20 protein-coding genes are annotated in these 18165 nt (G+C 63.2%); 14 read left to right on the top strand and 6 right to left on the bottom strand.

Going from position 1 to position 18165, the window contains the following annotated elements:
- The first annotated feature begins 7 nt into the window (after positions 1-7).
- The 6 genes from AC1ROB_RS17595 to AC1ROB_RS17570 all read left to right on the top strand — a co-directional run bounded on the left by AC1ROB_RS17595 (position 8) and on the right by AC1ROB_RS17570 (position 5316).
- The gene (locus AC1ROB_RS17595; protein WP_492969814.1) at positions 8-991 is read left to right on the top strand and encodes a membrane dipeptidase; all 984 of its coding nucleotides are present in this window, start codon (positions 8-10) and stop codon (positions 989-991) included.
- Between the two features lie 68 nt (positions 992-1059).
- The gene (locus AC1ROB_RS17590; protein ID WP_492969815.1) at positions 1060-2136 is read left to right on the top strand and encodes an ABC transporter substrate-binding protein; all 1077 of its coding nucleotides are present in this window, start codon (positions 1060-1062) and stop codon (positions 2134-2136) included.
- Between the two features lie 26 nt (positions 2137-2162).
- On the top strand, positions 2163-3035 hold the full coding sequence (locus AC1ROB_RS17585) for an ABC transporter permease (RefSeq protein ID WP_492969816.1): 873 nt from the start codon (positions 2163-2165) through the stop codon (positions 3033-3035).
- A 4-nt stretch (positions 3036-3039) separates the two neighbouring features.
- Complete coding sequence (locus AC1ROB_RS17580) at positions 3040-3813, top strand: ABC transporter permease (RefSeq protein WP_492969817.1); 774 nt, start codon at positions 3040-3042, stop codon at positions 3811-3813.
- The gene (locus tag AC1ROB_RS17575) at positions 3810-4928 is read left to right on the top strand and encodes an ABC transporter ATP-binding protein (RefSeq protein ID WP_492969818.1); all 1119 of its coding nucleotides are present in this window, start codon (positions 3810-3812) and stop codon (positions 4926-4928) included. Before AC1ROB_RS17580 ends, AC1ROB_RS17575 begins: the two co-directional genes overlap by 4 nt.
- 4 nt (positions 4929-4932) lie before the next feature.
- Complete coding sequence (locus AC1ROB_RS17570) at positions 4933-5316, top strand: RidA family protein (RefSeq protein WP_492969819.1); 384 nt, start codon at positions 4933-4935, stop codon at positions 5314-5316.
- 6 nt (positions 5317-5322) lie between these two features.
- Here the strand turns inward: AC1ROB_RS17570 and AC1ROB_RS17565 are convergent, their stop codons facing one another.
- The gene (locus AC1ROB_RS17565) at positions 5323-5997 is read right to left on the bottom strand and encodes a GntR family transcriptional regulator (protein ID WP_492969820.1); all 675 of its coding nucleotides are present in this window, start codon (positions 5995-5997) and stop codon (positions 5323-5325) included.
- Between the two features lie 201 nt (positions 5998-6198).
- On the opposite strand from AC1ROB_RS17565, the gene AC1ROB_RS17560 reads away from it, so the two are divergent.
- The 6 genes from AC1ROB_RS17560 to AC1ROB_RS17535 are packed head-to-tail and all read left to right on the top strand — an operon-like array spanning position 6199 to position 11237.
- Positions 6199-7218 carry a TRAP transporter substrate-binding protein gene (locus tag AC1ROB_RS17560; RefSeq protein ID WP_492969821.1) on the top strand — a complete coding sequence of 340 codons (1020 nt, stop codon included), beginning with the start codon at positions 6199-6201 and terminating at the stop codon, positions 7216-7218.
- Between the two features lie 30 nt (positions 7219-7248).
- A complete protein-coding gene (locus AC1ROB_RS17555; protein ID WP_492969822.1) occupies positions 7249-7758 on the top strand; it encodes a TRAP transporter small permease in 510 nt (169 codons plus the stop codon).
- 11 nt (positions 7759-7769) lie between these two features.
- Positions 7770-9047 (top strand): TRAP transporter large permease subunit, encoded by a 1278-nt coding sequence (locus AC1ROB_RS17550; RefSeq protein WP_492969823.1) that lies wholly within the window; start codon positions 7770-7772, stop codon positions 9045-9047.
- 32 nt (positions 9048-9079) lie between these two features.
- Complete coding sequence (gene aroQ / locus AC1ROB_RS17545) at positions 9080-9562, top strand: type II 3-dehydroquinate dehydratase (protein ID WP_492969824.1); 483 nt, start codon at positions 9080-9082, stop codon at positions 9560-9562.
- Between the two features lie 11 nt (positions 9563-9573).
- Positions 9574-10221 carry a hypothetical protein gene (locus AC1ROB_RS17540; protein WP_492969825.1) on the top strand — a complete coding sequence of 216 codons (648 nt, stop codon included), beginning with the start codon at positions 9574-9576 and terminating at the stop codon, positions 10219-10221.
- A complete protein-coding gene (locus AC1ROB_RS17535) occupies positions 10218-11237 on the top strand; it encodes a Gfo/Idh/MocA family protein (protein ID WP_492969826.1) in 1020 nt (339 codons plus the stop codon). The genes AC1ROB_RS17540 and AC1ROB_RS17535 overlap by 4 nt, the downstream gene beginning before the upstream one ends.
- A 13-nt stretch (positions 11238-11250) precedes the next feature.
- Here the strand turns inward: AC1ROB_RS17535 and AC1ROB_RS17530 are convergent, their stop codons facing one another.
- From AC1ROB_RS17530 to AC1ROB_RS17520, 3 genes are all read right to left on the bottom strand, one after another.
- Positions 11251-11748 (bottom strand): helix-turn-helix domain-containing protein, encoded by a 498-nt coding sequence (locus AC1ROB_RS17530; protein WP_492969827.1) that lies wholly within the window; start codon positions 11746-11748, stop codon positions 11251-11253.
- 10 nt (positions 11749-11758) lie between these two features.
- Positions 11759-12460, bottom strand: a complete 702-nt coding sequence (locus tag AC1ROB_RS17525; protein ID WP_492969828.1) for a hypothetical protein — start codon at positions 12458-12460, stop codon at positions 11759-11761.
- 83 nt (positions 12461-12543) lie between these two features.
- Complete coding sequence (locus AC1ROB_RS17520; protein ID WP_492969829.1) at positions 12544-13305, bottom strand: hypothetical protein; 762 nt, start codon at positions 13303-13305, stop codon at positions 12544-12546.
- Positions 13306-13602: 297 nt separating this feature from the next.
- Here AC1ROB_RS17520 and AC1ROB_RS17515 point away from each other — a divergent pair, with 297 nt between their 5' ends.
- Both AC1ROB_RS17515 and AC1ROB_RS17510 read left to right on the top strand, forming a co-directional pair.
- Positions 13603-14574, top strand: coding sequence for a magnesium and cobalt transport protein CorA (locus AC1ROB_RS17515; protein ID WP_492969830.1), 972 nt, complete (start codon positions 13603-13605; stop codon positions 14572-14574).
- A gap of 168 nt (positions 14575-14742) precedes the next feature.
- Positions 14743-15012, top strand: a complete 270-nt coding sequence (locus AC1ROB_RS17510) for a hypothetical protein (protein WP_492969831.1) — start codon at positions 14743-14745, stop codon at positions 15010-15012.
- A 123-nt stretch (positions 15013-15135) separates the two neighbouring features.
- On the opposite strand, the gene AC1ROB_RS17505 is transcribed toward AC1ROB_RS17510, so the two are convergent.
- A complete protein-coding gene (locus AC1ROB_RS17505; protein WP_492969832.1) occupies positions 15136-17088 on the bottom strand; it encodes a methyl-accepting chemotaxis protein in 1953 nt (650 codons plus the stop codon).
- Positions 17089-17232: 144 nt separating this feature from the next.
- On the bottom strand, positions 17233-18060 hold the full coding sequence (locus AC1ROB_RS17500; RefSeq protein ID WP_492969833.1) for an SDR family NAD(P)-dependent oxidoreductase: 828 nt from the start codon (positions 18058-18060) through the stop codon (positions 17233-17235).
- Positions 18061-18165 lie beyond the last annotated feature (105 nt).

The raw sequence follows: 18165 nt of genomic DNA, 5'->3' as shown, positions 1-18165 counted from the left end.
ACATGCCATGACCACCAACGCCCCGATGATCTACGATGGCCTGCAGTGCGGCCATTTCGACCGCGCGGTCTTCGAATCCCTGCTGAAAGGCACCGTGCGCTGCGTCACCGTCACGCTCGGTTTCTGGGAAAACGCCATCGAATCGATGGACTCCATTGCGCGTTGGCGCAACATGGAGCGCGCAAACGCCGATATCATCATGATCGCGCGCACCGCCGCCGATGTGGATCGCGCGGTGAAGGAGGGCAAGCTCGCCATCCTGCTCGGCTTCCAGAATGCCGTGCTGTTCGAGAGCCGTATCGCCTTCGTCGAACTGTTCGCCGATATGGGCGTGCGTGTCGTGCAGCTCACCTATAACAACCAGAACGACCTCGGCGGCAGCTGCTACGAGGACCGCGATTCCGGCCTGGCTCGTTACGGCAAGGAAGTGATCCGCGAGATGAACCGCACCGGCATCCTGGTCGACCTGTCGCATGTCGGCAACCAGACCACGCTGGAAGCCGTGCAGCATTCGCAGAAGCCGGTGGCGATCAGCCATGCCAATGCCGACTCGCTTTATCCGCACAAGCGCAACAAGACCGACGATGTTCTGAAAGCGCTGCGTGACAACGGCGGCGTCATCGGCTGTGCCACCTATCGCAACATCACCGGCACCCATTACTGCGCCTCGGTCGACAACTGGTGCGAGATGGTCGCTCGCACGGTTGATATCGCCGGCATCGACCATGTCGGCATTGGCACCGACCGCAGCCATAACACCACCCAGAAGGATCTCGACTGGATGCGTGCCGGCCGCTGGACCCGCGGCGTCGATTATGGCGCCGGCTCGGCCACCAATGCCGGTAAGGCGCCGCCGGCCGACTGGTTCAGGGATGTGCAGAATATCGGCGAGATCACCGGTGGCTTGCAGCGTCGCGGCTTCAATCCCGAGGAAGTCGCCAAGATCACCCATGGCAACTGGCAGCGCGTCTACGCCGCCTCGCTGGGCTGAGCAGTATTACCTGAGTATTTCAGTGCACTGAACGCCTGGACGCAGGCGCAATGGAGGAGGGGATTACGATGACCAAGAGCATCAAGACCGGTAAAGGGTTACAGATCAATCGTCGTTCGGCGCTGAAGCTGGCCGGCGCGACGGCCGCGCTGACCTTCCCGGGTCCGTTCATCAACCGGGCCTATGCCCGCGATGTGCTGTATGTGAACACCTGGGGCGGCCCCTGGGAGGAATCGGCCAAGGTCAACTGGTTCGAGCCCTTCATGCGCGAGAACAACGTCGAGATCAAAACCGTCTCGCCGGTATCCTTTGCCAAGCTGGCGGCGCAGGTGAAGACCGGCGTCTATGAATTCGACTGCACCACCCTGGGCGATGCCGATATCGTGCGTGCCAACGAAGCCGGTATCATCGAGGATATCAAGCAGTCGCCGATCGATACCTCCAAACTGTGGTCGGATGCGGTGTTCCAGAACGGTGTCGGCTCGCATGCCTTCGCCACGCTGATCTCCTACCGCAAGGACAAGTTCCCCAATGGCGGGCCGACCACCTGGGCCGAATTCTTCGATGTGAAGAAGTATCCTGGCGCCCGCTGTCTGCAGCGTCATGCCGGCCGCGTACTGGCCATCGCCCTGCTTGCCGATGGCGTACCGGCCGACAAGCTGTTCCCGATGGACCTGGATCGCGCTTTCGCTAAGCTGGAGACGATCAAGTCCTCGGTGCGCGTCTGGTGGACGCAGGGCCCGCAGTCGGGCCAGCTGCTGCGCGATGGCGAAGTGGATCTGATCGGCATCTGGCAGACCTATCCGGTGCGCCTGATCCGCGAGAATATCCCGGTCGAGATGGTCTGGAACCAGGCCCTGCTCGACAAGGCCTACTGGGTCGTTTCCAAGGGCTCGCCGCGCAAGGAGCTGGCCTGGAAGTTCATCCAGTCGGCCGTGCAGCCCGAGCGTATCGCTAAGTTCAGCCTGGCCAATGTCTACGGCCCGCTGAACCCCAAGGCCTTCGACCATATCTCCGCCGAAGACGCAAAGCTGACTCCCACCTCGCCGGAAAACATCAAGAAGGTGGTGGTGCAGGATACCAGCAAGGCCGGAGACCAGCTGGCCGAGGCGAACAAGCAGTTCGAACGCTGGATTTCGCGGTAACGGAACGGCGGACCAGGACGATGCCAGTGGGAAAAGTCAGTGCCATGATTCCGTCGGTGCCGGCGGCATTCGCCAAAGGCGGCAGCAATGCCGCCTCCTGGCTGCTGCTGTTGCCGGTGGTGGCTTTTCTCGCCATCTTCTTCCTGGTCCCGCTGGGACAGGTGGTGTTCTTCAGCGTGATGGACCCCGGCTTCACGTTGAAGCACTACATGTCCTTCTTCAATGATGCCTTCTACTGGCGTGTGCTCTGGGGGACGTTCCAGACTGCCGGCATCGTCACCATTTTCGCCCTGCTGATGAGTTATCCGCTCGCCTATATGATCGTGCGGATCGGCGGCAGCTTTGCCACCGTCATGCTGCTGATCGTGGCGATGAGTTTCTGGACCAGCTTCCTGGTCCGCACCTTTGCCTGGATGGTGATCCTGGGCAATAACGGGCCGCTGCGTGCCATCATGGCCTTTCTTGGCTGGGACCCGGCGCCGCAGCTGCTGTTCACCCGTTTCAGTTCGACTCTGGCCATGGTGCACCTGCTGATCCCCTTCATGGTGCTCGCGCTGTATTCGGTGATGAAGAAGATCGACATGAATTTCGTGCGCGCCGCCCGCAGTCTGGGCGCCACGCCGTTCGAAGCCTTCCGCCGCGTCTTTCTCCCCTTGAGCGCGCCCGGCATCGTCAACGGCTGTACACTGGTCTTCATCATGTGCCTGGGTTTCTATGTGACGCCGGTGCTGCTCGGCAGTCCGCGCGAACAGATGATCGCCGGCCTGATCGGCACCCAGATCGAGGAATTCCTCGAATTCGGCGAGGCCTCGGCCACCTCCGTCATCCTCCTGCTCGTGACCCTGGCGATCTTTGCGATCTACAATCGCTTCGTCGGTCTCGACAAGCTCTGGGGCTGATAGCATGCCTTACGTCCTTGCTGCCGCGCTGGTTGTCGCCCTCTTCGTGGTCGGGCCGCTGCTGATTGTCGTGCCAATGTCCTTCAGCACGGCGAATTCCTTCGAATTTCCGCCACCGGGCTACTGGTTCGGCTATTACCGCGCCTTCTTCGCCGATGCGCGCTGGACCCAGCCGGTGATCAACAGCATCGGCATCGGCCTCGCCACCATGCTGCTGACCATGGTGCTGGTGATCCCGGCCTCGTTTGCCATGGTGCGGCAGCGTTTCTTCGGCCGTTCGGCGGTCAACCTGCTGCTGATGATGCCAATGATCGTGCCGCATATCGTCATGGCGCTCGGCTACTACTCCTATTTCAGCCATCTGAAGATCATTCATTCGCCGCTTGGCGTGGTGCTGGCCCATACCTGCCTGTCGGTGCCGGTCAGCTATCTGATCATTGCGGCGGCTTTGAAGGGCTTCGACCGCAACCTGGAACGCGCCGCCATGAATCTCGGCGCCGGACCCTTGCGCACCTTCTGGGAAGTCACCTTCCCGGTGCTGCGGCCCGGCTTCCTGATCGGCGGCCTGTTCGCCTTCATCCATTCCTTCGATGAAGCCGTGGTAGCGATCTTCATTTCCGGCCAGGCGGCGTCCACGCTGCCGCGCAAGATGTTCGACAGCATCCGCATCGAGGCCGACCCGATCATTTCGGTGGTGTCGACGCTGCTGTTCGGCGTGGTGCTTCTCGCAGTTTTGAGTCCGCTGGTCTGGCGGACCGTGGTAAGGAGGCAGGCATGACCATCTTCGATCCGCGCACCAACAGCGCCGCGATGGGCATGCCGGCAGGGGAAAATGCAATGACCGAAACCTATCTCGAGATCCGCGATCTCGTTAAATCCTATGACGGCAAGCAGAACGCCGTGCGCGGTATTTCGCTGGACATCCAGAAGGGCGAGTTCGTCTCGTTCCTGGGGCCGAGTGGCTCAGGCAAGACCACCACGCTGATGATGGTTGCCGGTTTCGAGAAGCCGACCTCGGGCAGCATCCGGCTCGGTGGTCGCGAGATCGGTCCGGTGCCGCCGCACAAGCGCAACATCGGTATGGTGTTCCAGAATTACGCGCTGTTCCCGCATATGACGGCGGCCGAGAATGTCGGTTTCCCGCTGCGCATGCGCAAACGTCCCGCTGCCGAGATCGCGAAGAAAAGCGCCGAGGCATTGGCCATGGTCGGTCTGGCCGATTTTGCCGGCCGCCAGCCGCGCGAGCTGTCGGGCGGCCAGCAGCAGCGCGTGGCGCTGGCCCGCGCGTTGGTCTTCGAACCCGATGTGCTGCTGCTGGATGAGCCGCTCGGCGCGCTCGACAAGAACCTGCGCGAGCATATGCAGGTCGAGATCAAGCGCATTCACCGCGATCTGGGCATCACCACCATCTACGTCACCCATGACCAGACCGAGGCGATGACCATGTCGGATCGCATCGCCGTGTTCAGTCAGGGCGATGTGGAGCAGTTCGCGCCGCCGCTGGATGTCTACCTGCGTCCGGCCACGCGCTTCGTCGGCGGCTTCGTCGGCGACAGCAATTTCCTCGATGTCACCCGCGACGGCTCCGGCGCGCTCACGGCCGCCGCCATCGGCCGGCTCGACCTGCCTGCGCCGGCCGGCGACCGCTTCCATGGCCTGATCCGGCCGGAAGCCATCGGTGTCTGGCAGGGCGCAGCCTCGATCGAGCATTGCATTGTGCCCTTCACGGTGGAGGCGCTGGTCAATTACGGCGACAGCGTGCTGCTGATTGGCGGCAGCGACGGGCTGGCGCTTCGCGCCCGCATTCCCTTCGTGCAGGCCACCGGCATCCGCGAGGGCGATGCCCTGCAGCTCGCCTGGCGTCGCAGCGACATGCACCTGATCCCGGCCTGATCCGATGGCCGATATTGCAGACCTGATCCAGAGGCTGAACCCCACCGCCCGCTCCAGCCTGGCCGTCACCCATAACGGCACCACCTATTTCGCGGTGACGCCGAAAGCCCCCTATGACGGCGGCCTGAGTGCTGCCGAACAGATGGCCCAGGCGCTGGAGAAGGCGGAAGAGCGGCTGCAGCTCAGCGGCAGCAGCAAGGCACGTCTGCTGTTCACCGCCATCATCCTGGCCGATATGGCCGACTATGCGGCGGTGAATGCGGTTTGGGACGGCTGGCTGGCGCCCGGTGCGCCGCCGGCACGTGCCTGCTGGCAGGCAGTGCTGGCCAATCCGGCGCTGAAAGTCGAAATGATCATGGTGGCGGCCTCGGAACCGGCCGCCGGCTGATCCGGCCTAGCGGAGCTTGCCGGACGTGATGGCATGCTCGACGCAGTTGGTGACGTGTTCCATCAGCGTCTGCTTGGCCATGGCGACGTCATGCTTGAGCGCGCAGCGCAGCAGCGTCTCGTGCTGGTGCACCGGTTCGTCGCCGCGATAGTCCAGCACGATCATCTGGTAACGGAAATACTTGTCGAAAGCGGCCGCATGGGCCTCCATCAGCGTACGTGAGCCGCAGTTGGAGATCAGGGCCCGGTGGAATTCGCTGTCATAGCGCTTCCATTTCTCGGCATCGCCGTTGCGGTCGGTCAGGCTGCGCTCGGTCTGCGCCAGCTTGTGATGGGCGGCGACGACCCGGCCCTCCCATTCCACATCGGCCTGGGCAAACGACTGCTCGATGGCATGGGCTTCCAGCAGGATGCGCAGGTCGGCCAGTTCGCGCAGGTTGTCGATCGAGGCGGGCGCCACCTCGAAGCCGCGGCGGCCCTCGGCGACCACGAGGCCTTCGGCCGACAGGCGGCACAGGATTTCGCGTAGCGTGCTGACACTGATGCCATAGGCCTCCTTCAGGGCCTCCAGCTTCAGCTTCTGCTCCGGCTTGAACCGGTTCAGCACGATATCGGTGCGGATGCGGCGATAGCCGTCCTCACCGATGGTCTCCATGTCGTCGATGCGTTCAATCAGGCTCATGGCTGGTCTTCATACCTTAAGCAGCGCGAGTCGTACGAGGGGCCTCGTATTGTCGCTCCGTCCCAATAGCATCATTAAATTCTCATATCATCATATAAAATATAAATCATATGTTGACTCAATAAAACTCCTATGGTCTACCGAACGCCGGTATCAAGGGCCAACAAGGCTCGATTCAATATCCTTGGGAGGATAATTCTTATGAAAATTCATGCTCTTACTGTGTCTGCTGTGGCCCTGACGGCGCTTCTGGCCGTGTCCGTGGCACCCGCGCAGGCCCAGATTCAGGACCGCACCATCCGGTGGGGCCATCTGAATAACACCGACCATCCGATCAGCTTCGGCGTGCAGAAAACTGCTGAAGTGCTGGCCGCCAAGAGCGGCGGCAAGATGAAGATCCGCGAATTCGCGGCGTCCCAGCTCGGCAACGAAATGCAGATGCAGTCGGCCGTGCGCGGCGGCACCCAGGAAATGCTGTCGGCCTCCACCACGTCGCTGACCGGCGTGATCAAGGAACTCGGCCTGCTCGACTTCCCGTTCCTGACCAGCACGCCCGAACAGGCCGATGCCCTGGTCGCGGGTCCGTTCGGAAAAGTGCTGCTCGACATGCTGCCCGAGAAGGACATGATCGGCCTCGGCTTCTGGGGCCTGGGCTTCCGCAACGCCACCAACAGCACCCGTCCGATCACCAAGGTCGAGGACTTCCGCGGCCTGAAGCTGCGCGTCATCCCCAATCCGGTCTATCTGGAAACCTTCAAGGCCTTCGGCGCCAACCCAGTGCCGCTGAACTTCGGCGAGCTGTACACCGCGCTGGAAACCAAGACCGTGGACGGTCAGGAAAACCCCTATTCGGTGATCCTGTCGAACAAGTTCTTCGAGGTGCAGAAATTCGTTTCCGCCACCAACCATACCTACACGCAGAACATTATCACGATCAGCAAGAAGGTCTGGGATCGCATGTCGGCGGAGGAGCAGAAGCTGCTGCGCGACTCCTTCACCGAGACCCTGGCCTACCAGCGTGAGGTGACCAAGGTCGCCGCCGACAAGGCGTTGGGCGAGCTGAAAGCCAAGGGCATGCAGTTCAACGAAATCTCGCCGGTTGAATATGCCCGCCTGCAGGATACCGTGAAGCCGGTGACCGAGAAGTTCTCCGCCGATCTCAACCCGGCCGTGGTCAAGCTCTTCAATGAGGAGCTGGAGCGCGTGCGGAAGCTGAAGTAACGGCTGCGCAGGTTCGGTAAAGGCCAGACCATGGCAAAAGCCATCGATCTCTACTGTCACGTCCTCAAATACGTGATTGCGGCATTTCTCGCCGTGATGGTGGTGCTGGTGTTCGGAAACGTAGTGCTGCGCTACGGCTTCAACTCCGGTATCGCCTTCTCGGAAGAACTGTCTCGATGGCTCATGGTCTGGCTTACCTTCCTCGGTGCCGTGGTGGCGCTGCGGGAGCGGGCGCATCTCGGTGTGGATACGCTCGTCATCCTGCTGCCGCCGCTGGGCAAGCGGATATGCTTCATTGTCAGCTACGGGCTGATGCTGTTCGCCGACTGGCTGCTGCTGTCGGGGAGCTGGACGCAGGTGCTGATCACCTTGGGTGACCGTGCCCCGGCGACCAACCTGTCTGTCGGCATCTTCTATGCCTCCGGTCTGGTCTTCGGCATCTCGGCCGGCATTATCCTGATCTACGACATCGTGCGTGTGCTGAGGGGCCGCCTGACCGAGGACGAACTTGTCTCGGTCAAAGAGTCCGAAGAACTTTAAGGCACGCATCCATGACCATTACGGTTTTCACCCTGTCATTGCTGGGCGCCATGGCGCTTGGCATGCCGATTGCCTTCGCGCTCGTGATCTGCGGCGTCGCGCTGATGTATCAGCTCGATATCTTCGATGCCCAGATCGTCGCCCAGAATATCATCAATGGTGCCGACAGCTTCCCGCTGATGGCGGTGCCGTTCTTCATGCTGGCCGGCGAGGTGATGAACAGTGGCGGCCTGTCCAAGCGCATCGTCAATGTCGCCATGGCCTTCGTCGGTCATATCAAGGGCGGTCTCGGTTATGTCGCCATCTTGGCGGCCTGCATCCTGTCGGCGCTGTCCGGCTCGGCGGTGGCCGATGCCGCGGCGCTCTCGGCTTTGCTCATTCCCATGATGACCAGGGCTGGTCATGACAAGGCCACGTCCGGTGGCCTGATCGCGGCCTCGGGCATCATCGGGCCGATCATTCCACCCAGCATCGGTTTCGTTATCTTCGGCGTGGTCGGCGGCGTCTCCATCACCAAGCTGTTCCTGGCTGGCATCTTTCCCGGCCTGATGATCGCCATGGCACTCTGCGTGACCTGGTGGTGGAAGGTGCGCAACGAAGACATCACCATGCCGGCGCGCTTGCCCTGGCGTGAAAAACTGCATGCGGTGGTCGACGGCGTCTGGGCGCTGGGCCTGCCCTTCATCATCATTTTCGGCCTGAAATTCGGCGTCTTCACGCCCACCGAGGCGGCCGTTGTCGTGGCGGTCTATGCCCTGTTCGTGGCGACCTGCATCTATCGTGAGCTGAAATGGAACCAGCTGCTGCCGGTGTTCATCAAGGCGGCTCTCACCACCAGCGTGGTGATGTTCCTGGTGGCGGCGGCGCTGGTGTCGTCCTGGCTGATCACGGTGTCGGAAATCTCCGCCCAGATCGTTGATCTTCTGCGGCCCTTCATGGGCAATCAGACGCTGTTGCTGATCGCCATCATGGTCATCGTGGTGATTGTCGGCACCGCACTCGACATGACGCCGACCATCCTGATCCTGACGCCGATCCTGATGCCCATCATCAAGCAGGCCGGGATCGATCCGGTCTATTTCGGCGTGCTGTTCATCATCAACAACTCCATCGGCCTGATCACGCCACCGGTGGGTGTGGTTCTGAACGTGGTGGCGGGCGTTGCCCGCATTCCGATGGCCGACCTTATCAAGGCCGCATGGCCGTTCATGTGGGCCGAAATCGTCATCCTCTTCCTGCTGGTGCTGTTCCCGTCGCTGGTGATGGTGCCGGCCAAGTGGTTCAGCTGACGATGTACGCGTTTTGACAACTGGGTAATGCCATGACCGCTCGACTCCTGATCCTGAACGGGCCCAACCTCAACATGCTGGGCATCCGCGAGCCGCATATCTATGGCTCCACCACGCTGGCCGAGATCCAGCAGGACTGCGAGGCCTTCGCCGCCAGCGCCGGTGCGCGGCTGACCTTCCTGCAGTCCAACCATGAAGGCGTTCTGGTCGACCATATCCAGCAGGCGCGCGGCGCGGCCGATGCCATCATCATCAATCCCGCCGCCTATTCCTTCACCTCGGTGGCCATGTACGACGCGCTGAAGATTTTCGAAGGACCGATCATCGAGGTGCATATTTCCAACATCCATGCCCGCGACGAGATGCACCGCCATTCCAAGCTGTCGGCGGCGGTCAAAGCCGTCATCTGCGGCCTTGGTCCCTATGGCTATATCGTTGCCATGCAGGCCGCGCTGCAGAGTCTTGGCAAGCTGCCGGCCCGGCTCCAGCCGCCGGTCGGCGCGGCGGCCCAGTAAGCGGGGAAACCATGCAGGGCGAAGGATTTCTGGCGATCTGGAGCGATGTCGAGCCGGTACAGGAGACGGACTACCTGCACTGGCTTACCCGCGAGCACACCACCGAGCGCATGGGCGTCGAGGGCTTCCGGGCTGTTCGTGTTTTTCGTGCGCTGGACGACACCGTCCGCCGCTTTCTCATCGTCTACGAGCTGGAAACGCCGGAGGCCCTGGCCGGACAGTCCTATCTGGACCGCCTGAATGCACCAACGCCCTGGTCGCAGCGGATCATGCCGATCCTGGGCAATTTTGTGCGCGGCGGTGGCCGGCGGACTCTCTCGAAAGGCACCGGTAGCGGCGGCTATATCGCCGCGCTGCCGTTTGCAGAGGCGCTGACGGACAGCGACAAGATTGCTGACAGTCTTGTGGCGCAGGACCGGATCGCCGCCGTCCATCTGCTGGAGACCGACGCGGCCAGGACGTCGATCCAGACCAACGAGAAGAACCTGCGGCCGAAGGATCAGTCGTTTCACAGCCTGCTGCTGCTCGAGGGACTGGACCAGGCTGCGATCCGCAAGGCACTCTCGGCCTGTCCGGCGGTGTTGCCGGCCGGCATGCCGGCACAGGATGTGCCGCTCTATGCCTGGATGTTTTCACTGGATGCCGAGGCGGTCCCATGAGCAGCTCATCACAGAAGCCCCTGCGCATCGGCGTGCTGGGGGCTGCCAATATCGCCCGCGCCTTTACCAATGGCTGTGCACCGTCGCAGACGGTGCAGGTCGTCGCGGTCGCCAGCCGCGGTCAGGCCAAGGCCGAGGCCATGGCGGCGGAGCTGGGCATCGGGCGCGCCATCGGTTCCTATGAAGCCCTGCTGGCTGATCCCGATATCGATGCCATCTATATTCCGTTGCCGAATGCGCTGCATGCTGAATGGGCCATCAGGGCCGTCGATGCCGGGAAGCATGTGCTCTGCGAGAAGCCGCTGGCGATGACGGCGACAGAGGCGAAAGCCATGTTCGCTGCGGCCAATCGCCGGGAGGTTTTCCTGCGCGAGGCTTATCCCTATATGGCGCAGCAGCAGACCATCCAGATGCGCCGCCTGATCGGGGAGGGCGCCATCGGCGCATTGCAGCTGATCCGCTCAAGCTTCAGCGTGCTGTTCCGGGATCCGGCCAATATCCGACTCAGCCCCACGCTCGGTGGCGGTGCCCTGTATGACGCCGGCAGCTATGCCGTCAGCCTGGTCCGCATCGTGGCCGGGCGCCGGCCGCTGCGGGTGCAGGCGACCTCGGTGAACGACCACAACGGCGTTGACATGACCACGCTGGCCAATATCGAATTCTCCGATGGACTGGTGGCGCAGGCATCCTGCAGTTTCGCCGCCGCCTATCACCGCAGCGCCTCAGTCTCCGGCGACAATGGCATCATCGAGACGAATTACCTGAACCATCCGCCGGTCGGCGGCCCAGCCGTGCTGCAGGTCCGCCGCGGCATCCCGATGACGGTGCCCTTCGAGGCGATCCCGGTGCCGGACGGCAACGGCTTCCGTCTGGAGGCGGAATCATTTGCGGATCTGGTGGCCGGCCGCGCGGCCTGGACCGGCGCGACGCCGGAAGAGTCGATCGATATCGCCCTGACCCTGGATGCGATCCGGGCCAGTGCGGCGTCCGGCCGCTGGGAAAACGTCGGGACGTAACGTCGGCGGGGTTTCAGTCAGCAGCGTCGACGGCTGGCAGGGCAAGGGCGGCAAGCCCGGCGACCGGCAGTTCGCTCGCCGGCAGTTCGGCATCGTCGGCCTGGCCGCAGACCTTCACCAGCTTGAACAGCGCTTCCCGCATGTCGTCATCGGGGATCGACGAGAAGTAGCGCACCAGGTCCAGCGACTGGCGGCGGGAGACGGCGGCGGCATCCATGCTCTGGGTGCTGGCCGTGCTGCCGGCCTCGGGCGAATTATGATCGAAGAAATACGACGGCGGGATATTCAGCGCCTGGGCCAGCTGCTGCATGCGGCTGGCGCCGATGCGGTTATGGCCTTTTTCGTATTTCTGGATCTGCTGGAAGCTCAGGCCCACGGTGGCGCCCAGCTTTTCCTGGCTCATGCCTGCGAGCACGCGGGCCGCGCGCAGGCGCTGGCCGACATGGATATCGGTCGGATTGGGTTTGCGCTGCATGACGGTGGTTTCCTGTCGGCCGGGCTGGAAGTTCATGGCATGCGTCTCATTGCAGTGAGAAGGAAGGAGCGATGGCGAGATCGTAGGGAATGGTGACGATGAAATGCGGGCCGACCGGCACGGCAAGGCGGCGGTATTCCACCTGCGGTCCCTGCAGCGAACGGATCAGATGCACGCGCGGCGCCTGCAGCTGGGCGATCTTCATCAGCTGGTCGTGCAGCATCAGGCCGAAATCGCGGTTGGCCAGTTCGCGCAGGTCGCGGCCCAGCACGCTCTGGCTCGGCCGGATCGGAATGGCGTCGCCCATATGGACCGGCCGCACCGCACCGCCATCGACATTGAGGATGTGGCAATGCTCGAACAGGCCGCGCTCGTTCAGGAAGCTGAGCGGCGCCCGGCCGCTCTGCTGCAGGCCGGCGGTCACCTCATGCAGGTTGCCCAGCGCGGGATCGTCGAACTGTGCGGCGGTATAGGATTCTTCGCTGAACTGCCAGTTGCGCGGCATGCCATGCTGGCGCAGCTCGTCCATCAGGCCGGGCAGGCCGCGGGTGGCAAAATAGCCGTCCAGCTGGTCGATATCTTCAAAGCTGAAACGGTTGGCGCCGCGGAACCATGCGCGCAGGGTGGTGACGTCATGGCCCAGCTCGGCACCCAGCTCGGGCAGGGCCACGCGCAGCATGGCCATGCGGCGCCGCACCCCCTGCTCCAGGCGGGTCGCCAGGTCGGTATTGAGCGGGCGCTTCGACATACATCCCCCGGTAGTAGTCTGAAGTCCGAAGCGGGGAAACTTCCCCGGTGATGAGGATTATTCCCCCGCTTGGGCTCAGCTTGTCAACCAACTTTACGCATAGGCACCGTGTCCTCGTGTGAAAGTGGTGCATAAACCACTTTTTCCGGCAGTATGCCGGGCATTTCCCGCACATCTCCGCGCAGGGCATAGACCGGCTCGGCTGCATACCGGCGTAATAGTTGTGCCCGGCTGGCCTGCACAACATGTAGCGGCTCGTCGAATCCGGTGCCGGCGCAATAGGCTTGGAAGGCCTCGCCGGCCTCGGCGAAGGCATAGCCATCGTCACCCAGTGCCAGCGGGATATGGTTGGGCCGCACGAAGCCGAAGTTATGGTCGGTGCGGTATTGCTCGACCATGTAGGCATGCACCAACTGGATCACGATGCCGATCAGGCCGTGGCGGCGCCAGGACGGCTTGATCCAGCCGCCGCCGACATAGCCGAGCCGGCCGGACAGGTCGGTCTCGGGCGGCGTGCCGGCCGACCACAGCGGGGCGGCGCGGTCGATGAACAGCGACTGGCTGGCCATCAGCTTGCGCAGGCCGCCGCGCCAGGCCGGTGCCAGCACCAGCCGGCCGGCGCCGCAGCCGATCGGGTTACGATGGCTGTCGAAGATCTGCAGCCAGAAGAACGAGCGGTCGTCGAGCCGCACGAAGGTGGCGTCCAGCGGGCTGGCCGGTTCGTGACCGGCCATGCGGCAGTAAAAGTCGCGGAACGAGGCGCCGTCGGAATTCAGCCGGATGCCCAGTCCGGCCGAGGTCAGCGCCGCGATCAGGGCGCCGATATGCTGCTTCGTCGAAGACATGGTGGTGTTTCCCCTTGGTTGAACCGCCACAACTGGCGGCAGACTATTGGGGCGGCGAGGGCGGCGCGTCACAAGCGGATTCGGCCGGATGGCCGACGATGCGGCGAAACCGGGTATGATGCCGCGCAGTATGTTCGGCAGGGTTGCGCAATGGACAGGAGTATGCGGTTTGGCTACCTCTTATGCGCATAGCCAACACAGTGGCACGCTGTGTTTAGCGGTCCCTGAAGGCTGGCGGCGGCCGGAAACGCATATCATTCCGGTGCCGGAACGTTGATTCGTCCCATGGAGATCCCAATGAAAGGTCTGGTGGCCTGTGCGGCCTATGGCAAGGGCAGCCGCATCTGCGACGTGCCGCTGGATGAATCCGCCTTCCGTCTGCCGGCGGGTGCGGATTTCGTCTGGATCGGTCTCCATGACCCCGATCCCGATGCCCTGGAAAATCTGCAGAAACGTTTCGGTCTGCATCCGCTGGCGGTCGAGGATGCGGCCATGGCGCATCAGCGCCCGAAGCTGGAAGTCTATGGCGATGGCCTGTTCATCGTGTTGCGCACGGCGCGGCTGGTGAACGGCGATGTCGAATACGGCGAGACCCATATCTTCGCCGGCCAGGGCTATGTGATCTCGGTGCGCCATGGCGCCTCGTCCTCCTATGCCGAGGTGCGCAGCCGGCTCGAGCGCAAGCCGGCGATGCTGCAACTGGGCGAGCAGGCGGCGGTGCATGCCATCGTCGATTTCGTCGCCGACAATTTCTTCCCCGTCATCGACGACATCGCGGGAGAACTGCGCGAGATCGAGAATCGGGTGCTGGACGAGACGCTCGACCGCGTGATGATCGCCCGTATCTACGAACTGCGCCGCGAACTGCTGGGCATGCGCGGCATCGTGCTGCCGCTGCTGGAAGTGAGCGGCCGGCTCGAAAGGCTGGACCTGCCGCTGCTGACGCCGGATATCCGGCCCTATTTCCGCGACGTGCACGATCATGTGCAGCGCGTGGCCGACTCGATCGACGATCTGCGCGAGGGGCTGGCGGCGGCCTTCGAGACCGAAATCCTGCTGGCCGGTGTGCGGCAGAACGACATTGTGCGCCAGCTCGCCGCCTGGGCGGCGATCCTGGCGGTGCCGACGGCCATTGCCGGCATCTACGGCATGAATTTCGAGCATATGCCCGAACTGCATTGGCGCTACGGCTATGGCCTGGTGCTGGGGGCGGTGGCCGGCATCTGCGGCTGGCTGTTCTGGCGATTCCGCAAAAGCGGCTGGCTGTAAGAGGCTTTTCTGCCCGGCAACCGCCCGGTCACAGGGCTGTCGCCGAAACGGCATCTCGGTCACAGGCCGGTCACAGCGGTCGCTGAACTGTAGCAGCCAGATCACACCCGCTGCGCTGCGCTTTCGCCTAGGCTTTGTTCATCAAGACAAGCCCGAGCGGAGGTTCACATGACGACCACTCTGAAGATCGAAATCGAGGCCGCCCAGCGCCAGGCTCAGCAGTTGCGCCAGGAACGCGAGATTTGCGACCGCGAAATCAGCCTGATGAGCGGCCACTTCTCGCGCGCCTGCGGCACGCTGTCCGATATCGACAGCTTCTCGGCCAGTCTGCGCCGCCGCCGTCGCCTTGACGATGAGCTGAAGCTGACCACCCGTCAGGTGGTGGCGATGCGCCGCCAGCTCGTCGTGCAGAGTGGCTACAAGGCCGCCCATAGCTGACGCTGACCCATTCCTCGTCCGCCGTTTTGCAGAGCCGGCGGGCACCACGGGAACACGGCCGCAGGGAAGTCACCCCTGCGGCCGTGTTGCATTTCAAGCCCGTGAGCGTCAGGGGCGCGAGCGTCAGGCCCGCAGCGCCACCACATTGTCAGGCCGGACAGCACCGCCGCCGGTCCTGAAGAAGCTGACCAGATGGGCCAGCTGGGTTGCCTGCTGCGACAGGGCCTGGGCCGAGGCGCTGGTTTCTTCGACCAGGGCGCCGTTGCGCTGGGTCATTTCGTCCATGGTGCCCACCGCGGTGTTGATCTGATCCAGGCCGGTGGCCTGTTCGCGGCTGGCGCCGGCGATTTCGGCCACGATGTCCGATACCTTCTTGATGGCGGTGACGATCTCGGTCAGCGAGGCTCCGGTCTGATTGACCAGCGCCGCACCGGTTTTCACCTGCGCGTTCGATTCCGTGATCAGCGCCTTGATGTCTTTCGACGCGTTGGCCGAGCGCTGCGCCAGCGCACGCACTTCCTGCGCGACGACGGCAAAGCCCTTGCCGGCCTCGCCGGCGCGGGCGGCTTCCACAGACGCATTCAGCGCCAGCAGGTTGGTCTGGAAGGCGATCTCGTCGATCAGGCCGACGATATCGGCGATCTTGCGGGCACTGGCCTCGATCTGTGTCACGGCGGTCACCGCATTGGCGACGACGCTGCCGCCCTTTTCGGCGGTATCGCGCGCCACTGTCGCCAGCTGGTTGGCAGCCTGGGCGTTGTCGGCATTCTGCTTCACCGTCGCGGTGATCTCATGCATGGAGGCCGCCGTCTCTTCGATGCTGGCGGCCTGAGATTCCGTGCGGCTGGCCAAATCCTGGCTGCCGGTCGAGATTTCGGCAGCAGCCTCCTTGACGGCAACAGAGCTCTGGTTCAGCTCGCCCGCAATCTCGCGCAGCTTGCCGGCCATCTCGTTGATGCCACCCTTCAGCTTGCCGAAGACCCCGTGATAATCGCCACGGATATCGTTGGTCAGGTCGCCCTGGGCCATGCCGGCCGTCACGGTGGCGATCTCACCGGTCACCTGCTGCAGCATCGAGGTCAGGCCGTTGAGGCGCTGGCTGATGGTCAGCAGGAAGCCTTCCTTGTCGCTTTCGTTCAGGCGGTTGTCGAGGTTGCCGGCGGCGGCCTTGTCGCACAGCGCTGAAATTTCCTCGATCGCTTTGCGCTCGCGGATTTCGCGGGCGCTGCGCTGTTCCTCGGTCACCCGACGCTGTTCGGCGATATCGGCTTCGGCCTTTTCGCGGGCAATCATATTGTCCTTGAATACCTGCACGGCGCGGGCCATCGCGCCGATTTCGTCCTTGCGGGCGGCGCCGTCGACCATCGCACTGGTGTCGCCCTTGGCGAGCGTGCCCATGGTGTCGGTCATGCGGCGGATCGGGCGGGTGATGGTGCCGATCGCAATGAACCCGGCAATCAGCAGGGATATGATGATCGAACCGGCCACGGCGAGCAGCATGTTGATGCGCTCCTGGGCATACATGGCCGAGATTTCGTTATTGATGTCGTTGACGGCCTTTTCGTTATTGTTGACCGATGTCTGGATGCGTTCGATCAGCTCGTCGCGCGCCTTGGCATTCTCCGGTGCCGTGGCAAAGGCCTGGGCCGCGACACCATCCTGTTTCTCGGCGATGTCGATAATGCGGCGGCGCGTGGCGATAAAGGCTTCGATCTGACCGCGCAGTTCGGCGAAGGCCTGGCGGCGGTCGGCCGGCACCAGGCGTTCCCACTTGAGGGTCTCCTGCATGACCTTGTCGAAATTCTGTGCCGCCGTGGCGCCGAAGCGCTTCAGTTCATCGGCGTTGCGGGCGGAATAAATCGCGCGGCTGTCGGCGATCACGGTCTGCAGCAGCGCATAGACGCGCATGCCCTGCAGGGCGCGGCTCGAAATGGCGGTCATATCGTCGGTCTTCTGATCGGAGACATCGATGATGGAGCGGGCCATGATCCCGATGCCCAGCGTCGAGGCTGACAGCAGAAGGATGACGAAAAAGATTCGGGTCAGGATTTTTGTATCGGAGAGCAGGCGGGACATGGCGGCCTCAATGGGGTCAGCTTCTACCGCCCCCTCTTTAGGCCCGTATGGCGAGTATCAGAGCTAATTTTCCGTACATGTTTATGCAGAGTTTATGTAGCTGATGGCGCTATTTGCTCCGTATGCATCGAGGAGGCGGGCGACTTACGGTTGTTTGCCGGCTGTCCGCGCCGCGGCCACCGGATCGCTCAGCACCGACGGCATGGTCACCCGGGCCTTGTTCTTCCAGCCGACAAGGCTTTGATCGTCGCCGCGCAGCAACGCGCGGCAGGCCTTGGCCGCCACCTCGGCCGGATCGGTCTTGGCGCTGTGGTTCACCTTCGAGCGCTGCATGCCGGCGCGTTTGAAGAAGTTGGTATCCGTCGGGCCCGGCAGCAGGGCCGTGACCGAGACGCCGGTATCCTGCAGCGAATGCCGGATCGCCTCGGCGAAGGACAGCACGAAGGCCTTGGTGGCGGCATAGACCACCAGATAAGGGTCGGGTGTGGTGGACTCGGTCGATGCGGTGATCAGGATCTTGCCGCGATGGCGCTGCATCATGTCATGCAGGATCAGTTTGGTCAGATGCACCACCGACACGGCGTTGAGCTGGATGATGCGCAATTCAGCTTCCAGATCGGTTTCGGCGAAATCGCCATAGACGCCGGCGCCGGCGTTGCAGCACAGCACCTCCACCGGTCCTGCTTCGCGGGCGGCGGTATACAGCGTTTCCACGCCATCGCGGGTGGCGAGGTCGCAGACCACCGCCTCGACCTGAACGCCACAGGCACTGCTCAGGCCCTGGGCCGCCTCGCGCAGGGCGGCGGCGTTGTCGGCGGCGATCAGCAGGTCGTGGCCATGCTGGGCCAGCTCTCGTGCCAGTTCGTAACCGATGCCGCGCGAGGCACCGGTCACCAACGCCAGCGGCCGGCCGGATCGGCGGCGCGAATGGGTTTCGGTACCGGGAATACTGTGGATCAGCCGGTGGGCCATCACTGTGCTCCTGTCTCATGCCGTTGGGGGCTATGCCGGGGCAACCCGGGGCGCCGAGACAGGTTCCGTCGATGCCGGCCATGCCGCCTACCATATTATGCGGTT

The organism is Ferrovibrio sp. GW821-FHT12F09 (genome assembly GCF_058806775.1).
The sequence above is the reverse complement of the archived record's forward strand: the minus strand, read 5'-3'. Positions and strand labels throughout refer to the sequence as shown.

What these genes read in the sequence shown, in the direction of transcription:
- AC1ROB_RS17595 (WP_492969814.1), top strand. Translation starts at nt 8, where the DNA reads ATGACCACCAACGCCCCGATGATCTACGATGGCCTGCAGTGCGGCCAT.
- AC1ROB_RS17590 (WP_492969815.1), top strand. Translation starts at nt 1,060, where the DNA reads ATGACCAAGAGCATCAAGACCGGTAAAGGGTTACAGATCAATCGTCGT.
- AC1ROB_RS17580 (WP_492969817.1), top strand. Translation starts at nt 3,040, where the DNA reads ATGCCTTACGTCCTTGCTGCCGCGCTGGTTGTCGCCCTCTTCGTGGTC.
- AC1ROB_RS17575 (WP_492969818.1), top strand. Translation starts at nt 3,810, where the DNA reads ATGACCATCTTCGATCCGCGCACCAACAGCGCCGCGATGGGCATGCCG.
- AC1ROB_RS17570 (WP_492969819.1), top strand. Translation starts at nt 4,933, where the DNA reads ATGGCCGATATTGCAGACCTGATCCAGAGGCTGAACCCCACCGCCCGC.
- AC1ROB_RS17565 (WP_492969820.1), bottom strand. Translation starts at nt 5,997, where the DNA reads ATGAGCCTGATTGAACGCATCGACGACATGGAGACCATCGGTGAGGAC.
- AC1ROB_RS17560 (WP_492969821.1), top strand. Translation starts at nt 6,199, where the DNA reads ATGAAAATTCATGCTCTTACTGTGTCTGCTGTGGCCCTGACGGCGCTT.
- AC1ROB_RS17555 (WP_492969822.1), top strand. Translation starts at nt 7,249, where the DNA reads ATGGCAAAAGCCATCGATCTCTACTGTCACGTCCTCAAATACGTGATT.
- AC1ROB_RS17550 (WP_492969823.1), top strand. Translation starts at nt 7,770, where the DNA reads ATGACCATTACGGTTTTCACCCTGTCATTGCTGGGCGCCATGGCGCTT.
- aroQ (WP_492969824.1), top strand. Translation starts at nt 9,080, where the DNA reads ATGACCGCTCGACTCCTGATCCTGAACGGGCCCAACCTCAACATGCTG.
- AC1ROB_RS17540 (WP_492969825.1), top strand. Translation starts at nt 9,574, where the DNA reads ATGCAGGGCGAAGGATTTCTGGCGATCTGGAGCGATGTCGAGCCGGTA.
- AC1ROB_RS17535 (WP_492969826.1), top strand. Translation starts at nt 10,218, where the DNA reads ATGAGCAGCTCATCACAGAAGCCCCTGCGCATCGGCGTGCTGGGGGCT.
- AC1ROB_RS17530 (WP_492969827.1), bottom strand. Translation starts at nt 11,748, where the DNA reads ATGAACTTCCAGCCCGGCCGACAGGAAACCACCGTCATGCAGCGCAAA.
- AC1ROB_RS17525 (WP_492969828.1), bottom strand. Translation starts at nt 12,460, where the DNA reads ATGTCGAAGCGCCCGCTCAATACCGACCTGGCGACCCGCCTGGAGCAG.
- AC1ROB_RS17520 (WP_492969829.1), bottom strand. Translation starts at nt 13,305, where the DNA reads ATGTCTTCGACGAAGCAGCATATCGGCGCCCTGATCGCGGCGCTGACC.
- AC1ROB_RS17515 (WP_492969830.1), top strand. Translation starts at nt 13,603, where the DNA reads ATGAAAGGTCTGGTGGCCTGTGCGGCCTATGGCAAGGGCAGCCGCATC.
- AC1ROB_RS17510 (WP_492969831.1), top strand. Translation starts at nt 14,743, where the DNA reads ATGACGACCACTCTGAAGATCGAAATCGAGGCCGCCCAGCGCCAGGCT.
- AC1ROB_RS17505 (WP_492969832.1), bottom strand. Translation starts at nt 17,088, where the DNA reads ATGTCCCGCCTGCTCTCCGATACAAAAATCCTGACCCGAATCTTTTTC.
- AC1ROB_RS17500 (WP_492969833.1), bottom strand. Translation starts at nt 18,060, where the DNA reads ATGGCCCACCGGCTGATCCACAGTATTCCCGGTACCGAAACCCATTCG.